Origin of the sequence: Dokdonella sp. (assembly GCF_019634845.1) — a bacterium.
Lineage (GTDB): Bacteria > Pseudomonadota > Gammaproteobacteria > Xanthomonadales > Rhodanobacteraceae > Dokdonella_A.
This window is the reverse complement of record NZ_JAHCAQ010000007.1, coordinates 65,236-83,191: the sequence shown is the minus strand read 5'-3', so window position 1 is coordinate 83,191 and position 17,956 is coordinate 65,236. Positions and strand designations below refer to the sequence as shown.

Here is a 17,956-nt window from a genome sequence, read left to right as displayed (position 1 = left end):
CGGCGCTGGCGCCGCACGCGACGATCGGCATGAACGCCCATCCACCTCCCGCTGCCCGTTCCACCAACGATCTGCTGCAGGCGCACGTCGCGCGCGGCGACGGCTGCCTTGCGCGTGGCGACTTCGTTGAGGCCGAGGCGGCCTTTGCGGCCGCCTTGCGCCTGGCACCGCAGCAACCGCAGCTGCAGCTCGCGCGCGCGCTGGCGCTGCAGGGACTGGGGCGCGTCGACGCCGCGCTGGCGCTGCTGCGCGAGGCGGCCAACTGTGCCCCAGGCGACGCCGCGATCCTCAATGCGCTGGGCAGCCTGCTCGGCGAGGTCGGCGAGGTCGACGCCGCGCTGGCCACACTGCAACGTGCCTGCGAGCTCGCACCGGGCTTCGCCGCGGCCTGGTTCAACCTTGGCAAGTGTCGCGTGCTGCGTGGCGAGATCGAGGTCGCGCAGGCACCTCTCGAACGCGCGTTGGCGCTGGCGCCGGCGCTCGCTTCGGCCCGCTACACGCTGGCCGAGGTGCTGATGATGCGCGGCCGCAGCGCCGAGTCGGCGGCGCAGTATCGCGAGCTGCTGCGCCACGAGCCACGTGCGGGGCTTGCCTGGTGGGGCCTGGCCAACCTCAAGGCCGTGCGCTTCAATGCGGCCGACGTCGCGCGGCTGGAGGCCCTGCTGCAACGGCGCGACGTGGCGCCCGACGAACAGCTCGCGGCGCGCTTCGCGCTGGCCAGGGCACTCGATGACGAGGGTCGTGACGAGGCAGCGTTCGCGGCCTATGTCGCCGCCAATGAGCAGGCCCGACCCGCATTCCCGTGGCAGGCGGCTGCCTTCGACGACTGGATGGCACAAGTGGTGGCCGCCTTCGATGCGGCGCCATCCCCACCCGACGCCGGACTCGGCGACGAGGTCATCTTCATCGTCGGCCTGCCGCGCTCGGCATCGACGCTGACCGAACAGATCCTCGCCGCCCACTCGCAGGTCGAGGGTGCCAGCGAGCTCGGCGATCTGGGCGCGGTGATCGCCGCGGAGTCGCGGCGGCGCGGCGCACCGTTCCCGCAATGGGTGGGCCAGCTTGATGCGACCGACTGGCGCCGGCTCGGCGAACAGTATCTGCAGCGCACCGCGCGCTGGCGACGGCAACGCCCGCGTTTCACCGACAAAATGCCCGGCAACTGGGTCTACAGCGCGGCCATCGCGCACATGCTGCCGGCGGCGCGCATCGTGCATTGCCGGCGCGATGCGGTGGAGACCTGCTGGTCGTGCTTCCGCCAGATCTTCTGGGCCGCGCACAACTACAGCTATGACCTCATGGACTTGGCCGTTTACTGGCGCGTCTGCGATCGCAGCATGCGCCACTGGCAAGGACGGTGGCCGGCGCGCATCCGCGACCAGGTCTACGAGTCGCTGCTGGCGGAGCCGGAGGCGCAGACGCGCGTCCTGCTCGAGTTCTGCGGGCTGCCGTTCGAGGCGGCGTGCCTGCGTCCGCACGAGGCCACGCGCAGCGTGCGCACCGCCAGTGCGGCGCAGGTGCGCGAGCCGCTGCGTCGCGACACGGCACGCACGGCGCGCTACGGCGCCTTGCTCGATCCGCTGCGCGCGGCCTTGTCCGCGTCACCTCGCTGAGCTGCCGCTGCCGACACGGCAGCGTGCCCGGTCGAGCTGCTAGGATCACGCGCCCTTCGTCCACCGCCGCCTGCATGCCGCAACGCCTGCTCCGCCTGCTGCCTGCCGCGCTCGTTGTCGCCGGACTGTTGGCATGCGTCGCCGGCCTGCTGCTGCAGCGCATGTGGCTGGCGTTGCCGTGGCCGCGCCTGCTCGATCAGCTGGTGATGGGCGCGCTGGCGCTGACGGCGGCGTGGCCGCTGCGGCGCTGGGGCCGACTGTCGTGGGCCGCCGCGCTGGCGCTGGTGTGGGGCGTCGCGCTGTTGCCGTTCGCGGGCGTGCCGGCGGTGCTGGCGGGCCTGCTGCTCGTTGCGGCCGCGGCGGCGCTCGGCAGCCTCGTGGTGCCACGCGACGGACATCCGCTGCTGGCGCTGGGTTGTGGTCTGGCCCTCATCGGCGGCATCGACGGCTGGCTGCTTGGCTGGCCCCTGCATCGCTGGTTCGTCTACTGGCCGCTGCTGCTGGCGCTGTGCCTGGTGCGGCGCCACGTCCTGCGCGGGCTGCTGGTGCGCAGCCGCGATGGCTGGCACGCGGCGGTCGCCGCATCGCCGCGCGGCGCGGCCTTCGCGGTGGCCCTGCTCGGCGTCACCTCGCGTGGCGCCTGGTTGCCGACCCTGCTGTCGGACGACGTCAACTACCATCTCGGGCTGCCTTCGCAACTGCTGCGCCACGGGCGCTACCTGCCCGATCTCGCCAACCAGATCTGGGCCGCGGCGCCGTGGCTCGGCGACACCTTGCAGGGCATCGCGGCCGTGCTTGCGGGCGGCGAGGCGCGCGCCGCGCTGGTACTGCCCTGGCTGCTGCTGGCGGCCGCCTCCACCTGGACGCTGGCGCGCGGCCTGGCCAGCGCGCGCATGGCGTGGCTGGCGGTTGCGCTGCTGGCCAGCCTGCCGCTGTGCAGCGGCCTGCTCGGCAGCATGCAGACCGAATTGCCGGCGATCGGCCTGCTCGGCGTGCTGGCGCTTGCGATCGTGCAGCCGCGCCCGGCTGCAGTAGCGATCGCGGTGCTGGCCGGCGGCCTGGTCGCGCTCAAGTTCGGCCAGGCGGTCGCAGCGCTGGTCATGCTGGTGTGGGCGGGTTGGCGGCGCGGCTGGCCCGGCACGCGCGCCTTCGCCGCCGGCGCGGTCGCGTTCGTGCTGGTCGCCGGTTCGAGTTACGTGCAGGCCGCGTGGCTCAGCGGCAATCCGCTGTTCCCGCTGTTCAATCACTGGTTCGAGTCGCCGCTGCTGGCCGCGCGCCAACTCGACGATCCGCGCTGGCATGCCGGCTTCGGCGTGGGCCTGCCGTGGCGCATCACCTTCATGACCGACGCCTACCTGGAAGGTTGGCCGGGCGGCTTCGGCTTCGTCTGGCTCGCGCTGGCCGGCGCCTGGCTGCTCGCGTTGCGCGAGACGCGCACGCGCGCTCTCGCGCTCGCCGCCTCGGCGATCCTGCTGCTGCCGCTGCTGCCGATGCAGTACGCGCGCTACGCCTTCCCGGGCCTGGTGCTGCTGCTGGCGCCGCTGGTCGCGGCCACGGCCGCGGCGCTGGGCGAGCGGCGCGCGGCATTCGCGCTGGCGGCGCTGTGCCTGCTCGATTTCGCGTTCCTCGCCAACGCCAACTGGACGCAGCACACGAGCGCGCTGCGCCTGCTGGTGCGCGCACGCGGCGATGCGATGACGGTGCTGGCGCACTATTCGCCCGAACGCGCCCTGATCGCCCGCTTGCGGTCGCGTGACGATGGCGCGTCGATCGTGCTGGCGCTCGATCCGGCCGCGCCGGCGATCGCCGAGCTGGCCGGGCGTGGGCGCAGCGTGGCCTGGTATGCGCCAGCGCTGGAACGTGCGCGCGTGGCGGCCAACGCCGACGCGAGCGGGCAGCGCTGGGTCGCCATCGTGCGTGAGCTCGATGCACGCTGGTTGCTGCTGCGCGACGCGACCCTGACCGAGCCGCAGCGCCACGCGCTGGCGCTGCTGGGCGCGCGTCACGAGGCCAGTGCCGGCGACGCCCAGTTGTGGTCGGTGCCGCCGGTGCCGGCGCCATGAGCCTGCTGCGCCAAGGACGCTGGTACATCGTCATCGGCGTCGCGCAGTGGCTGCTCGACTGGGCCACGCTGGTCGGTCTCAGCCACGCCGGGCTCGATGTGGTGGTCGCCAATGTCTGCGGCCGGATGGCCGGAGCATTGCTCGGGTTCTGGCTCAACGGCGCGATCACGTTCGCGCGCGACGACGCCGCGCCGCGCCGGCGCCAGGCGCTGCGCTACCTGGCCCTGTGGTGCGGCAACACCGTGCTGAGCACGTTCGGCGTGACCGCGGTGGCCGCGGCGTTCGGCGTGCGCTCGGCCTGGCTGGCCAAGCCGCTGGTCGAGGGCGCGCTGGCGATCGGCAGCTTCCTCGTGTCGCGGCACTGGGTGTACCGCTGAAGTCGGCGCGCCGTGGCCGCGGGCCGCGGCGTCGCGGCCCGCGTGGACGACACGCGAGCGCGAGTTGCGCGTGTGCTCAGTGCTTGAGCGAACGGCGCAGCTTTTCGAGCGCCTGCAACTGGGCCATGGCCTGCGCGAGCTGGGCCTGGGCCTGGGCGACTTCGATCGCGTCGCTGCGATTGGCCAGTGCGCGTTCGGCTTCTTCCTTGGCCTTGCGCGCGGCCGATTCGTCCAGATCCTTGGCGCGGATCGCGGTGTCGGTGAGTACGGTCACCACGTTGGGCTGCACCTCGAGGATGCCGCCCGAGACGTAGAAGAACTGCTCCTCGCCGTTGTCGAGCAGCACGCGCACCTGACCGGGCTTGAGGCGCGTGATCAGCGGCGCGTGGCGCGGCGCGATGCCGAGCTCGCCCATCTCGCCGGTAGCGATGATCATTTGCGCGTTGCCGCTGAAGATCTCTTCCTCGGCGCTGACGATGTCGCAGTGGATGGTGGCCATGTGTCTCTCGCTCCGCTCGTTCGACGTGATTGGTGGTTCGTGACGGGTGATTCGTCAGCTTGCGCGGTTGCCGCGTGAAGCGCGGTCGGCCTGCGTCGAATCACCCATCACCAATGCCGCATCACGTTGGTCAGGCCGCCTTCGTCTCCATCGCCTTGGCCTTCTCGAAGGCTTCGTCGATGCCGCCAACCATGTAGAACGCCTGTTCGGGCAGGTGGTCGCACTCGCCGTCGACGATCATCTTGAAGCCGCGGATGGTTTCCTTGAGCGAGACATACTTGCCCGGCGTGCCGGTGAACACCTGCGCCACCGTGAACGGCTGCGAGAAGAAGCGCTCGATCTTGCGCGCGCGGTACACCGTGTTGCGATCGTCCTCGCTGAGCTCGTCCATGCCGAGGATGGCGATGATGTCCTTGAGTTCCTTGTAGCGCTGCAGCATGCCCTGCACGCGGCGCGCGACTTCGTAGTGTTCCTGGCCGATCACCAGCGGATCGAGCTGGCGGCTGGTCGAGGCCAGCGGATCGACGGCCGGATAGATGCCGAGCGAGGCGATGTCGCGCGACAGTGCCACGGTCGAATCCAGATGCGCGAAGGTGGTGGCGGGCGACGGATCGGTGTAGTCGTCGGCGGGCACGTACACGGCCTGGATCGAGGTGATCGAGCCGGTCTTGGTCGAGGTGATGCGCTCCTGCAGCACGCCCATTTCCTCGGCCAGCGTGGGCTGGTAACCGACCGCCGACGGCATGCGGCCCAGCAGCGCCGACACTTCGGTGCCGGCCAGCGTGTAGCGGTAGATGTTGTCGACGAAGAACAGCACGTCGCGTCCTTCTCGTCGCGGAAGTACTCGGCCATCGTGAGGCCGGTCAGCGCCACGCGCAGACGGTTGCCCGGCGGCTCGTTCATCTGGCCGTACACCATCGCCACCTTCGACTGCGTCTTGTCGTCGAGCTTGACGACGCCGGCGTCGATCATCTCGTGGTAGAAGTCGTTGCCCTCGCGGGTGCGCTCGCCGACGCCGGCGAACACCGACAGGCCCGAGTGCTGGGTCGCGATGTTGTTGATGAGCTCGAGCATGTTGACGGTCTTGCCGACGCCGGCGCCGCCGAACAGGCCGACCTTGCCGCCCTTGGCGAACGGGCACACCAGGTCGATGACCTTGATGCCGGTTTCCAGCAGCTCGTTGGCCGCCGCCTGCTCGTCGTAGGACGGTGCCGAGCGGTGGATGACCCAGCGCTCCTGCTCGCCGATCGGGCCGGCTTCGTCGATCGGGTTGCCGAGCACGTCCATGATGCGGCCGAGGGTGGCCTTGCCGACCGGCACCGCGATGCCCTGGCCGGTGTTGCCGACCACGAGGCCGCGCTTGAGGCCGTCGGTGGAGCCCAGCGCAATGGTGCGCACCACGCCGTCGCCGAGCTGCTGCTGCACCTCGAGCGTGATCGGCATGCCTTCGATCTTGAGCGCGTCGTACACCTTGGGCACGGACTCGCGCGGGAACTCGACGTCGACGACGGCGCCGATGATTTGGACGACTTTGCCTTGGCTCATTGGAGTGCTCCGGATGAATCTTTCAAAACTGGATTGGCACGACCGAAACCGTGCTGCTGTCGAGAAGGGCGGCCATCGCTGACCGCGGTTCTGGTTTCGCGATCAGGGTCGGGCGCGGTCATACCGCCGCCGCGCCGCCCACGATCTCGGAAATCTCCTGGGTGATCGCCGCCTGCCGCGCCTTGTTGTAGACGAGGGTCAGCGAATCGATCGCCTTGGTGGCATTGTCCGAGGCCGCCTTCATCGCGACCATGCGCGCGGCATGCTCGCTGGCGAGGTTCTCGAGCACGGCCTGATAGACCAGCGACTCGATGTAGCGCGTCAGCACGTGTTCGAGCACGGTCTCGGCATCGGGTTCGTACAGGTAGTCCCAGGCGTGCGGGCTGTCGAGGTCACTCGATGCCGGCAGCGGCAGCAACTGATCGACCGTCGCGCGCTGCGTCATCGTGTTGACGAAGTCGCTGTAGGCGAGCTGCAGACGGTCGATGGTGCCGGCCGTGTAGGCGTCGAGCATGACCTTGATCACGCCGATCAGCTCCGCGATCTGCGGTTTTTCGCCCAGATGGGTGACCGAGCCGAGCAGGTTGACCTTGAGGCGGCGGAAGAACTGCGTGGCCTTCTGGCCGATGCAGACGAGGTCGACCTCGACGCCCTGGTCGTGCCAGCCGCGCAACTCGGTGACGAGCTTGCGGAACAGGTTGGTGTTGAGGCCACCGCACAGGCCGCGGTCGGTCGAGATGATGATGTAACCGACGCGCTTGATCGCGTCGCGCTCGACCAGGAACGGGTGCTTGTACTCTGGATTGGCGTGCGCGAGATGACCGATGACCTGGCGCATCATGCGCGCATACGGGCGCGAGGACTTCATGAGGTCCTGCGCCTTGCGGATCTTGGACGCCGAGACCATCTCCAGCGCGCGCGTCACCTTGCGCGTGTTGTTGACGCTCTTGATCTTGGTGCGGATTTCTCTTGCGCCTGCCATCTGCTCGCTACGCTCGGTCGTGATGGGTGATTCGTGATGGGTGGTTCGTGTCCGTGATCGGCTTTTCCCGATCACGAATCACGAGTGCCAAATCACGGCCTTACCAGCTGCCCGTCTTCTTGAATTCCTCGACGCCCTTCTTGAACGTGGCCTCGATGTCGGCGTTCCAGTCGCCAGTGGCGACGATCTTCTGCATGAGATCGCCGTGGTTGTGGTGGAAGTGCGCGTGCAGCGCGGCTTCGAACGGCAGCACCTTGGCCAGCGGCAGGTCGTCGAGGTAGCCCTTTTCGGCCGCATACACCGACAGCGCCAGTTCGGCGATCGACAGCGGCGCGTACTGCTTCTGCTTCATCAGCTCGGTGACGCGCTGACCGCGCTCGAGCTGGGCGCGCGTGGCGGCATCGAGGTCGGAGGCGAACTGCGCGAACGCCGCCAGCTCGCGGAACTGCGCCAGCGCCAGCTTCACGCCGCCCGACAGCTTCTTGACGATCTTGGTCTGCGCCGCGCCACCCACGCGCGACACCGAAACGCCCGCGTTCACGGCCGGGCGGATGCCGGCGTTGAACAGGTCGGTCTCGAGGAAGATCTGGCCGTCGGTGATCGAAATCACGTTGGTCGGCACGAACGCCGACACGTCGCCAGCCTGGGTCTCGATGATCGGCAGCGCAGTGAGCGAGCCGGTCTTGCCCTTGACCGCGCCGTTGGTGAACTTCTCCACGTAGGCTTCGTTGACGCGCGCGGCACGCTCGAGCAGGCGGCTGTGCAGGTAGAACACGTCACCCGGGTAGGCTTCGCGGCCCGGCGGGCGCTTGAGCAGCAGCGAGATCTGGCGGTAGGCCCAGGCCTGCTTGGTCAGGTCGTCGTAGATGATGAGCGCGTCTTCGCCGTGGTCACGGAAGTACTCGCCCATCGAGCAGCCCGCATAGGCGGCGATGTACTGCATCGCGGCCGATTCCGAGGCCGAGGCGGCGACGATGATGGTGTGGGCCAGCGCATCGTTCTCCTCGAGCTTGCGCACCACGTTGGCGATCGACGACTGCTTCTGGCCGATCGCGACGTAGATGCATTTGATGCCCGAGCCCTTCTGGTTGATGATCGTGTCGACGGCCAGCGCGGTCTTGCCGGTCTGGCGGTCGCCGATGATGAGCTCACGCTGGCCACGGCCGATCGGGATCATCGAGTCGACCGACTTGTAGCCGGTCTGCACCGGCTGGTCGACCGACTTGCGCCAGATCACGCCCGGCGCAACCTTCTCCACCGCTGCGGTCTGGCTCGTGTTGATCGGACCCTTGCCGTCGATCGGGTTGCCCAGCGCATCGACCACGCGGCCGAGCAGTTCGCGGCCGACCGGCACTTCGAGGATGCGGCCGGTGGTCTTGGCGGTGTCGCCTTCGCGCAGGTGCTCGTAGTCACCGAGCACCACGGCGCCGACCGAATCGCGCTCGAGGTTGAGCGCGAGCGCGAAGGTGTTGCCGGGCAGCTCGATCATTTCGCCCGACATCGCGTCGTTGAGGCCGTGGATGCGCACGATGCCGTCGGACACGCTGGTCAGCGTGCCTTCGTTGCGCGCCTCGGCGGACAGCTTGAACTTTTCGATGCGGCTCTTGATGAGTTCGCTGATTTCGGACGGATTGATCGTGGTTGCCATGTCGGTTTCCTCGGTCGCCTGCCGCGGCTGCGGCGGGCGGGGTGGTAGTTTTGTTGCCGTGGTCGTGAATGGTGGGTCGGTGATCAGGGGTGCCCGGCTTCAGGAATCACCAATCACGCATCACCGGTCACGTTCCTCAGTTGGCCAACGTCTGCTCGAGGCGCGCCAGGCGGCCGCGCACCGAACCATCGATGACGACGTCGCCGGCGTCGATGACGGCGCCGCCGAGCATGCCGGGGTCGAGCGACTGCTCGAGCTCGATGTCGCGACCGAAGCGGCGCTTGAGGGCGTCCTTGAGCTTGGCCGCCTCGGCCTCGCCCAGCGGTGCCGCCGAACGCACGCCGACCTTGAGCACGCGTTCGGCTTCGTTCTTGAGCTCGGCGAACAGCGCGGCGATTTCCGGCAGCACGACGAGGCGATGGTTTTGCGCCAGCAGGCCGACGAAGACCGCGAACGGCGACTCGGCCGGCTCGTCCGGCGGCGTGACCAGCGCTGCCAGCTCGGCCTGCGCCACGCGTGGATCCCCGATCAGCCCGACCACGCGCGGGTCGGCCGCGACCTGGGCGGCGAAGCCGAGCTTGCCGGCCCATGCCGCGAGGGCGCCTTGTGCACGCGCCAGCTCGAACGCGGCGCGCGCGTACGGACGGGCGAAGGTGAGGGCGTTGGACATGTCAGATCTCGGTCACGAGCTGGTCGAGCAGCGTTTTGTGCGCGTTGGCGTCGATCTCGCGGCGCAGGATCTTCTCGGCACCGGCCACGGCCAGCGCCGCCACCTTGCCGCGCAGTTCCTCGCGTGCCTTGTGCGCCTGCGCCTCGATGTCGGCAGCGGCGATCGCCTTCTGCTTGGTCGCTTCGACGATCGCGTCCTGGCGCGCCTTGTCGACGATCTGCGCCGCCTGCTGCTGCGCCTTGTCGACGATCGAGGTCGCTTCAGCACGTGCCTTCTTGATTTCCTCGGCCACACGGGCGTCGGCGTCGGCCAGTTCCTTGCGCGCCTTGTCGGCCTGCGACAGGCCTTCGGCGATGCGGTTCTGGCGCTCCTCGATCGCGGCGATGATGTGCGGCCAGCCGAACTTCATGACCAGCCACACCACGGCGAAGAACGCCAGGCCCTGGACCACCAGGGTGAGATTGGGATTCATGGCGATGCTCCTGTGGCGACGGCAGCGCCGTCGCCGTGCTGCGGGTGATTACTTGACGCCCAGCGTCGACAGCAGCGGGTTGGCAAACAGGAGCAACAGCGCGATCGCCACGCCGATCATCGGCACCGCGTCGAGCAGGCCGGCGACGATGAACATCTTGGTCTGCAGCATCGGGGTCAGCTCCGGCTGGCGCGAGGCACCTTCGATGAACTTGCCACCGAGGATCGCAAAGCCGATGGCCGTGCCGAGCGCGCCGAGGCCGATCAGCAGTGCGGCGGCGATGACCGTCATGCTCAGAACATCAGCAACCTGAGCAATGTTGGCGATGGTTTCCATGTTTTTCTCCGTGGTTCAGTAGCGGGTGGTTGGGAAAACTAATGTGTTGCCGGGCGCAGCGATCGCTGCCTTTCAAGAAACCGGTGCGCCCATGGACGTTGGCCGCGAGTCGGAACCTGCAGGCGCGACGCCTGCGTTCCGGCCCTGGCGCCCATGGCCGAACGCAGGAACTAGTGACTCTCGGCCGCCATGCTGAGATAGACGATCGACAGCACCATGAAGATGAAGGCCTGCAGCGTGATGATGAGGATATGGAATGCGGTCCAGCCGAAGTCGGCGATGAACTGGCCCACACCGAGCGCCCAGGTCGAGCCGTGCGCGAGGCTGGCGCCAAGCGTCATCACCGCGATCAGGATGAAGATGAGCTCGCCGGCGTACATGTTGCCGAACAGTCGCAGGCTCAGCGATACCGGCCGCACGGCTTCCTCGATGAGGCGCAGCAGCAGGTTGGCCGGCGACAGCAGCACCTTGCCGAGCGCGCCATGGGCATGGAACGGCGCGGTGAAGAATTCGCCGAAGAACTTGCCCACGCCCTTCTCGCGCAGGCCCACGTACTGGACCATGAAGAACACGGCCAGCGCCATGCCCAGCGGCGTGTTGAGGTCGGCGGTCGGCACGATGCGCAGGTAGGCGTGGGCCGGGTCGTGACCGGCCAGGCTGTGCGCGCCGCCCCAGGCCCATGGCAGGAAGTCGACCGGAATCAGGTCGAGGAAATTCATGAAGAAGATGAGGCCGAACAGCGTCAGCGACATCGGCGCGATGGCCTTGCTCTTGCCGTGGAAGGTCTCCTTGACCAGACCATCGACGAACAGCACGACGGCCTCGACGACCGACTGCAGCTTGCCCGGCACGCCGGCGGTGGCGCGGCGGGCGAAGAACACGAACAGGCCGAGGAAGGCCGCGCAGCAGAACACGGTGAAGATCAGCGTGTCGATGTTGAGCGTCATGAAGGCGCTGTCGCCGACCGACACCTGCCAATGGTGCAGGTGGTGCTGGATGTAGCCGGTCATGTCGACTGCGGCTGCGGATTCTTCGGCGGTGGCCATCACGTTACCTGGTTGCTAGCAAGGCGATCCAAAAAGCGAACTGCGCGGCCAATATCCCCGCGATGAGGCCGGGGAACGGCAGCTTCCATACGGCAATGGCCAGATACAGCATCGAGCCCAGCCACAGCCACTTCAACATCTCGGCAGCGTAGACCGAGCGCAGCGCACTGCGCCCCGACGTGACGCCCCGCGCATACATGCGCAGCGCGAACAGCCCGTTGCCGAACGACACCAAAAAACCACCGACCAGCGTGGCCAGGCCATCGCGCCAGCCGAAGCCGGCCGCCAGCAGGGCAGCCACGACGCTTGCGGCCAGTTGCAACGCCACCGTGCGCCACGCCACGCTCTTGCCATGAGCGATCGAGTTGCGCACGCGAGGCTCCCGCAGTCGGAGGCGGCGGCCGGCGCAGTCCTGCGCACGACCTCTCCAAAAAGGTCTGCGATTCTAGCAAGTCGCGACCGATGCCCGCAATCGAGCGCAGTGGGCAAATCGCCGCGCTCGGCCTGCCCGCGACGCCGGCCGCGGCAAAAAAAAACCGGGCCCGAAGGCCCGGTCTGGGTTGGCGTGCCGAGCGGAGGGGAGGACCGTGGCACGCCGTCTCTGGGGAGAGTCGGTTCAGGCGGCCTTCTTGCCGGCCTTGACGGTCTTGCTCAGCGAGTCGTTGACCTGCTTGCTGGCCGTCTCGAGCGAGGACTTGGTCAGCGCGCCGATCGCTTCGGACGTCTTGAGCGAGATGCCGAGGACTTCCTGGCCGTTGGCGTAGAGCTTCTCGGCGCTTTCCTTGACGAACTGCGCGCTCTTGGGCCAGAAGGCCTGGGCGGCTTCGATGTCGCGCACTTCGGCCGCTTCCGACCAGAAGTCGACGGAGGCCTTGACGCGGTCCTCGAAGGTCTTGAGGTTGAGCTCGGTGATGCGCTCGAAGCCAGCCAGGGCCAGACCCTGCGCCTTCACGAAGGCGTCGGTGTAGCTCTTGCTGAGGGCGAGCGGCTGGAGATTGATCTGGTCGAACATGGTGGCGTACCTCGCTGGGAGTGTGTGGCACACATCATAGGGTCGGAAATTGTGCAATGCAACAAGAGCCGGCCTTGCAGTCGCCATCAGACAGGTTTCGTTCAGATAAAACCGCTTCCCAACAATGGGTTGCCGGTTTCGTCCGCGATGCGGCGCCGCACTAAAACGCGACCGATCCAGCTTCAGTCACCGCGATAGGTGCTGGTCGAGGTGCAGGTCTCATGGACCGTGACCGCTGCAAGCAGCGGCAGCGTCGGCTTGAGGCGCTGCCAGACCCAGCGCGCGAGGTTCTCGCTGGTCGGGTTGTCGAGACCCGCCACGTCGTTGAGGTAATTGTGGTCGAGCTCGGCGAACAGCGGCGCGAACGCGGCCTTGAGGTCGGCGAAGTCCATCACCCAGCCCAGCTGCGGGTCGAGCGGGCCGCTCACGTGCAGCTCGATGCGGAACGAGTGGCCATGCAGGCGTGAACACTTGTGGCTGGGCGGCAGGTTGGGCAGGCGGTGCGCCGCCTCGATGCGGAAGGTCTTGGAAATGTCCATGCGCCAAGTCTAGCGCGTCGCCAACCGGCGTCCGGCGCCAGCGTTTGGCGGCAGGCATGTCCTTTGTCACATGCGCGCGCCGCCCCGGCTGGCCAAGATCGCCCGATCCGTCGCGGCAGCGACCCCGTTGAGCACAGGGCACGACAATGGACAGAAGAGATTTCCTCAAGCTGAGTGGCGCGGGACTGGGCAGCCTGCTGCTGCCGGCATTCGCCGGGCGCGTGATCGCTGCCGAGGAGCTGCTGTCCTCGCTCGATGTCGCCACCAAGAAAAAGCTGGCCGACGTGGCCCTGCAGGCGGCCAAGGCCGCCGGCGCCAAGTACTGCGATGTCCGCATCGGCCGCTACCTGCGCCAGTTCGTGATCACGCGCGAAAACAAGGTGCAGAACGTGGTCAACACCGAGTCCACCGGCATCGGCATCCGTGTCGTCGCCAAGGGGACGTGGGGCTTTGCCGCCACCAGCGAGCTCACCGCCGACGCGGTGGCCAAGGCCGCGCGCGACGCGGTGGCGATCGCCAAGGCCAATGCCAAGGTGCAGTCGCGCCCGGTGGACCTGGCGCCGGTCAAGGGCGTGGGCGAAGTCAGTTGGGCCACGCCGATCGTCAAGAACAGCATGGCGGTGCCGATCAAGGACAAGGTCGATCTGCTGCTGGGCGTCAACGCCGACGCGCTCAAGGCCGGCGCGAGCTTCGTCAACTCGATGTTGTTCCTCGTCAACGAGCAGAAATACTTCGCCTCGACCGATGGCTCCTACATCGACCAGGACGTGCATCGCATCTGGGCGCCGATGCATGTCACCGCGGTCGACCAGCAGAGCGGCAAGTTCCGCATGCGTGAGGGCCTGTCGATGCCGTGCGGCATGGGCTACGAGTACCTCGATGGGCGCAAGGAGGACAAGGTCGAGCTGCCCTGCGGCGTGACCGTCTACGGCAACTCCTACGACCTGCGCGAGGATGCGGTGGCCGCCGCCAAGCAGGCCCGCGCCAAACTCACCGCGCCATCGGTCAAGCCCGGCAAGTACGATCTCATGCTCGATCCCTCGCACACCTGGCTCACGATCCACGAATCGGTCGGCCATCCGACCGAACTCGATCGCGTGCTCGGCTACGAGGCCAACTTCGCCGGCACGAGCTTCGCCACGCTCGACAAGTGGAAGTCGAAGAACTTCCGCTATGGCAGCGACAAGGTCACGATCTACGCCGACAAGATCGCCAAGGGCACGCTCGGTGCCGTTGGCTACGACGATGAGGGCGTCAAGACCCAGCAGTGGGACATCATCAAGGACGGCATCCTCGTCAACTACCAGGCGATCCGCGACCAGGCCCACATCCTCGGCCTCAAGGCCTCGCAAGGTTGCTGCTACGCCGACTCGTGGTCGAACGTGCAGTTCCAGCGCATGGCCAACATCTCGCTGGCACCGGGCAAGGACAAGCTCGACCCGGCGCAGATGATCAAGGACATCGAGCACGGCATCTACATCGTCGGCGACGGCTCGTTCTCGATCGACCAGCAGCGCTACAACGCCCAATTCGGCGGCCAGCTGTTCTTCGAGATCAAGGACGGCAAGGTGGCCGGACAGATCGAGGACGTCGCCTACCAGATCCGCACGCCCGAGTTCTGGAACTCGTGCGTGGCCGTATGCGATGCCAGCGACTTCCGCTATGGCGGTTCGTTCTTCGACGGCAAGGGCCAGCCCGAACAGGTGTCGGCCGTGTCGCACGGGTCGGCCACTGCGCGCTTCAACGGCGTCAACGTCATCAACACTGCCCGCAGCCTTGGCTGAGCAATCGGAGAACGCACCATGACCATCTATTCCGAACAGGACGCCAAGGCCATCCTCGACAAGGCCATCAAGGCCAGCGTTGCCGACGAATGCTCGGCCACGCTCGGCGGCTCGGACGAGGGCAACATCCGCTACGCGCTCAACAGCGTGTCGACCAGTGGCTTCGTCAGCGACTGCAATCTTGCCGTCGAGGTTGCTTTCGGCAAGCGCACCGGCACCGCCACCACCAACCGCTTCGACGACGCTTCGATCCGCGAGGTCGTGCGCCGTGCCGAGGAGCTGGCCAAGCTCGCGCCGGAGAACCCCGAGTTCATGCCGGCGATCGACAAGCAGAGTTACCGCGCCAGCGCGACGTTCAATGACAAGACCGCCGCGGTGACGCCCGATTATCGCGCCAGCGTCGCTGCCGCCTGCATCGAGCCTTGCCGCAAGGACAAGCTCACGGCGGCCGGCTTCTTCACCGACAGTCGCGACTTCATGGCCACTGCCAACAGCAAGGGCAACTTCGGTTATCAGAAGAGCAGCGACATGGACTTCACCTGCACCGTGCGCACCGACGACGGCAAGGGTTCGGGCTGGGTCGCGCGCAACCTCGGTGACGTCGGCCAGTTCGATGTCGGCAGCGACATCCGCACCGCGATGGACAAGGCGCGCCGCTCGGTCGATGCGCGCGCGCTCGAGCCGGGCAAGTACACCGTCATCATGGAACCGGCGGCCACGGCCGGCCTGATTTCATTCATGATGTTCAACTTCGATGCGCGCCAGGCCGACGAGGGGCGCAGCTTCCTGTCGAAGAAGGGCGGTGGCAACAAACTCGGCGACAAGCTGTTCGACGAGCGCGTGACGATGATCGCCGACCCCTGGGATGCGCAGGCCGCGGTGCTGCCGTGGGATCAGAGCGGCCTGGCGCGTGAGCGCACCACGATCATCGACAAGGGCAAGATCAACTACCTGCATTACTCGCGCTACTGGGCCCACAAGCAGGGCAAGCAGGCCACCGGCCAGCCCGGCAACCTCATCATGGCCGGCGGCGACAAATCGACCGCCGAGCTCGTCAAGGGCACGCGCAAGGGCGTCCTCGTCACGCGCACCTGGTACATCCGCATGGTCGATCCGCAGACCGTGCTGCTGACCGGCCTCACGCGCGACGGCACGTTCTACATCGAGGATGGCGAGATCAAGTACCCGATCAAGAACTTCCGCTTCAACGAATCGCCCGCGATCATGCTCAACAACATCGAGGAACTCGGCAAGCCCGTGCGCGTGAAGGGCGACGAGTCGTCGTTCGTGATGATGGTGCCGCCGATGAAGATTCGCGATTTCACCTTCACCTCGCTGTCGGACGCGGTGTGAGGCAGGGATTCGGGATTGGTGATTGGTGATTCGTGGAAAGCCATCGATGGCCCGCGGTCGTTTTTCCGCTTTTCCAGATCACCAATCACGACTCACCCATCCCGGCTTGTCCATGACCCGCGCCGAGTTCCTCCGCCTCCTGGTCGCCGGCGCCGCCGGCCTCGCGCTCGCGCCGCATGCGCGCGCGCAGCAGGCCTCCGCCGCCCCGGCCCGCGCACCGGCCGAGGGTGCGTATGACTTCTGGTTCACGCGCCTCATGTACGAGTCGGGCGACTGGGATGTCGACACGCGCATGCCATCCAACCTGCTCGACGCGCTGATCCAGTACACGACCCTGCGCGTGGACACCACCGAGCATGTGTTGCCGCTGGCCGATGCGCGCATGCTCGGCGCGCCGCTGTGCTACCTCGCCGGTCACAAGCTCGTCGAGTTCAATGCCGACGAGCGACGCAATTTCGCCGCCTACGTGCGCAACGGCGGCTTCGTGCTCGTCGACGACTGCAACCACGACATCGACGGCCTGTTCGCCAAGTCCTTCGAGCGCGAGATGGCCGCGCTGTTCGGCGCCGACGCGCTGCGCAAGCTGCCAAGCGATCATCCGCTCTACACCAGCTTCTTCCGTTTCAAGGAACCGCCCAATACCGGTTTCGAACTCAATGGCTGGGGGGACGACCTCGTGCATGCCTATCTCAAGGGCATCAGCATCGACGGCCGCCTGGGCGTGCTCTACAGCAACAAGGATTACGGCTGCGAGTGGGACTACGACTGGCGCAACAAACGCTTTCTCGCCGAGGACAACACCCGCTTCGCGGTCAATATCGTGATCTATGCGCTGACGGCGTGAACGAAGGACGGCGCCGGCATCACGGCCGCCGCGCGGCGCCGGCGTCGCGCCATCCGCGCAGTGCCGTGGCGCTGGCGGCGCTGCCGGCGACCAACCCGACCGGCTGCGCGGTGCGGCGTCCTGCGCGGCATGGCTGCGCGCTACAACGACGAGGGATGACAAGTGACCCAGGCAAGTTCCGAAACCGAGATCGCGCTGCAGTTGCAGACCCTCACCGCGCTGCGCGAAGCGATCGCGCGCGCCGTGGTCGGCCAGCATGAAGTCGTCGAGCAACTGCTGATCGGCCTGCTCGCCGGCGGGCACTGCCTGCTCGAGGGCGTGCCGGGTCTGGGCAAGACCCTGCTCGTGCGCAGCCTCGGCCAGGCGCTCGCGCTCGAGTTCCGGCGCATCCAGTTCACGCCCGACCTCATGCCGGGCGACATCATCGGCACCGAGCTGCTCGAGGAGGACCACGGCACCGGCAAGCGCTACTTCCGCTTCCAGCAGGGGCCGGTGTTCACGCACCTGCTGCTCGCCGACGAGCTCAACCGCACGCCGCCCAAGACGCAGTCGGCCCTGCTCGAGGCGATGCAGGAGCGCACCGTGAGCTATGCCGGCGCCACTCACGCCCTGCCGCGGCCGTTCTTCGTGCTGGCGACGCAGAACCCGCTCGAGCAGGCCGGCACCTATCCCTTGCCCGAGGCCCAGCTCGACCGCTTCCTGCTGCAGATCCGCGTCGACTATCCGGCCGAGGCCGAGGAGCGCGCGATCGTCGCGCGCACCACCGGCAGTGACGATGCCGCCATCGAGGCCGTGATGAGCGGCGCGCAGCTGCTCGCACTGCAGGCGCTCACGCGGCAGGTGCATGTGGGCGACGAATTGCTGGCGTGGATCGTGCGTCTCGTGCGCGCCACGCGACCGGCGCACAGTCCGCTGACGGCCGTACGCGAGTGGGTGCGCTGGGGCGCCGGACCGCGCGCGGGACAGGCGCTCGTGCTGGCCGCCAAGGCGCGCGCGCTGCTGCATGGAAGGCTTGCCGCCACGCGCGAGGACGTGCACGCACTGGCGCCGGCCGTGCTGCGCCACCGCCTGTTGCTGTCGTTCGCGGCCGAGGCCGAGCACAAGGGTGCCGACGACGTCGTCGCCGCCTTGCTCGCAGCCCTGCCTGCGCCCTGACCGGCACCGCGGCACTGC

The 17,956-nt window shown here is 67.6% G+C and carries 17 protein-coding genes and 1 pseudogene; 7 read left to right on the top strand and 11 right to left on the bottom strand.

The window, feature by feature from the left end:
- Positions 1–29: 29 nt before the first annotated feature.
- The 3 genes from KF903_RS06855 (at position 30) to KF903_RS06845 (ending at position 4,053) form a co-directional block, all read left to right on the top strand.
- Positions 30–1,613 carry a sulfotransferase gene (locus KF903_RS06855; RefSeq protein WP_291212872.1) on the top strand — a complete coding sequence of 528 codons (1,584 nt, stop codon included), beginning with the start codon at positions 30–32 and terminating at the stop codon, positions 1,611–1,613.
- A 74-nt stretch (positions 1,614–1,687) separates the two neighbouring features.
- Positions 1,688–3,676 (top strand): hypothetical protein, encoded by a 1,989-nt coding sequence (locus KF903_RS06850; protein WP_291212869.1) that lies wholly within the window; start codon positions 1,688–1,690, stop codon positions 3,674–3,676.
- A complete protein-coding gene (locus KF903_RS06845; protein ID WP_291212865.1) occupies positions 3,673–4,053 on the top strand; it encodes a GtrA family protein in 381 nt (126 codons plus the stop codon). The genes KF903_RS06850 and KF903_RS06845 overlap by 4 nt, the downstream gene beginning before the upstream one ends.
- Before the next feature lie 76 nt (positions 4,054–4,129).
- Here the strand turns inward: KF903_RS06845 and KF903_RS06840 are convergent, their stop codons facing one another.
- From KF903_RS06840 to queD, 11 genes and pseudogenes are all read right to left on the bottom strand, one after another.
- Positions 4,130–4,552: a F0F1 ATP synthase subunit epsilon gene (locus tag KF903_RS06840; protein ID WP_291212863.1), complete on the bottom strand. Its 423-nt coding sequence runs from the start codon at positions 4,550–4,552 to the stop codon at positions 4,130–4,132.
- Between the two features lie 130 nt (positions 4,553–4,682).
- Positions 4,683–6,097: pseudogene (gene atpD / locus KF903_RS06835) on the bottom strand (F0F1 ATP synthase subunit beta).
- A gap of 118 nt (positions 6,098–6,215) precedes the next feature.
- A complete protein-coding gene (atpG, locus tag KF903_RS06830; protein WP_291212860.1) occupies positions 6,216–7,079 on the bottom strand; it encodes a F0F1 ATP synthase subunit gamma in 864 nt (287 codons plus the stop codon).
- Positions 7,080–7,179: 100 nt separating this feature from the next.
- Positions 7,180–8,727, bottom strand: coding sequence for a F0F1 ATP synthase subunit alpha (gene atpA, locus KF903_RS06825; protein ID WP_291212857.1), 1,548 nt, complete (start codon positions 8,725–8,727; stop codon positions 7,180–7,182).
- 136 nt (positions 8,728–8,863) lie between these two features.
- Entirely contained in the window at positions 8,864–9,397 is a 534-nt protein-coding gene (locus KF903_RS06820) for a F0F1 ATP synthase subunit delta (RefSeq protein ID WP_291212855.1), read from the bottom strand.
- 1 nt (position 9,398) lies between these two features.
- Positions 9,399–9,869 carry a F0F1 ATP synthase subunit B gene (locus tag KF903_RS06815; protein ID WP_291212852.1) on the bottom strand — a complete coding sequence of 157 codons (471 nt, stop codon included), beginning with the start codon at positions 9,867–9,869 and terminating at the stop codon, positions 9,399–9,401.
- Between the two features lie 48 nt (positions 9,870–9,917).
- Positions 9,918–10,205, bottom strand: coding sequence for a F0F1 ATP synthase subunit C (gene atpE, locus KF903_RS06810; RefSeq protein ID WP_345777745.1), 288 nt, complete (start codon positions 10,203–10,205; stop codon positions 9,918–9,920).
- A 170-nt stretch (positions 10,206–10,375) separates the two neighbouring features.
- Positions 10,376–11,251, bottom strand: coding sequence for a F0F1 ATP synthase subunit A (gene atpB / locus KF903_RS06805; protein WP_291212849.1), 876 nt, complete (start codon positions 11,249–11,251; stop codon positions 10,376–10,378).
- 4 nt (positions 11,252–11,255) lie between these two features.
- On the bottom strand, positions 11,256–11,624 hold the full coding sequence (locus tag KF903_RS06800; protein WP_291212847.1) for an ATP synthase subunit I: 369 nt from the start codon (positions 11,622–11,624) through the stop codon (positions 11,256–11,258).
- Positions 11,625–11,867: 243 nt separating this feature from the next.
- On the bottom strand, positions 11,868–12,263 hold the full coding sequence (locus tag KF903_RS06795) for a phasin family protein (protein ID WP_291212844.1): 396 nt from the start codon (positions 12,261–12,263) through the stop codon (positions 11,868–11,870).
- A 182-nt stretch (positions 12,264–12,445) separates the two neighbouring features.
- Positions 12,446–12,802 (bottom strand): 6-carboxytetrahydropterin synthase QueD, encoded by a 357-nt coding sequence (gene queD, locus KF903_RS06790; protein WP_291212841.1) that lies wholly within the window; start codon positions 12,800–12,802, stop codon positions 12,446–12,448.
- Positions 12,803–12,948: 146 nt separating this feature from the next.
- Between queD and KF903_RS06785 the strand changes: the two genes are divergently transcribed.
- The 4 genes from KF903_RS06785 to KF903_RS06770 all read left to right on the top strand — a co-directional run bounded on the left by KF903_RS06785 (position 12,949) and on the right by KF903_RS06770 (position 17,938).
- Complete coding sequence (locus KF903_RS06785; RefSeq protein ID WP_291212838.1) at positions 12,949–14,586, top strand: TldD/PmbA family protein; 1,638 nt, start codon at positions 12,949–12,951, stop codon at positions 14,584–14,586.
- 18 nt (positions 14,587–14,604) lie between these two features.
- Positions 14,605–15,939, top strand: a complete 1,335-nt coding sequence (locus tag KF903_RS06780; protein WP_291212835.1) for a TldD/PmbA family protein — start codon at positions 14,605–14,607, stop codon at positions 15,937–15,939.
- Between the two features lie 112 nt (positions 15,940–16,051).
- On the top strand, positions 16,052–16,783 hold the full coding sequence (locus tag KF903_RS06775; RefSeq protein ID WP_291212834.1) for a DUF4159 domain-containing protein: 732 nt from the start codon (positions 16,052–16,054) through the stop codon (positions 16,781–16,783).
- A gap of 162 nt (positions 16,784–16,945) precedes the next feature.
- A complete protein-coding gene (locus tag KF903_RS06770) occupies positions 16,946–17,938 on the top strand; it encodes a MoxR family ATPase (RefSeq protein WP_291212831.1) in 993 nt (330 codons plus the stop codon).
- Positions 17,939–17,956 lie beyond the last annotated feature (18 nt).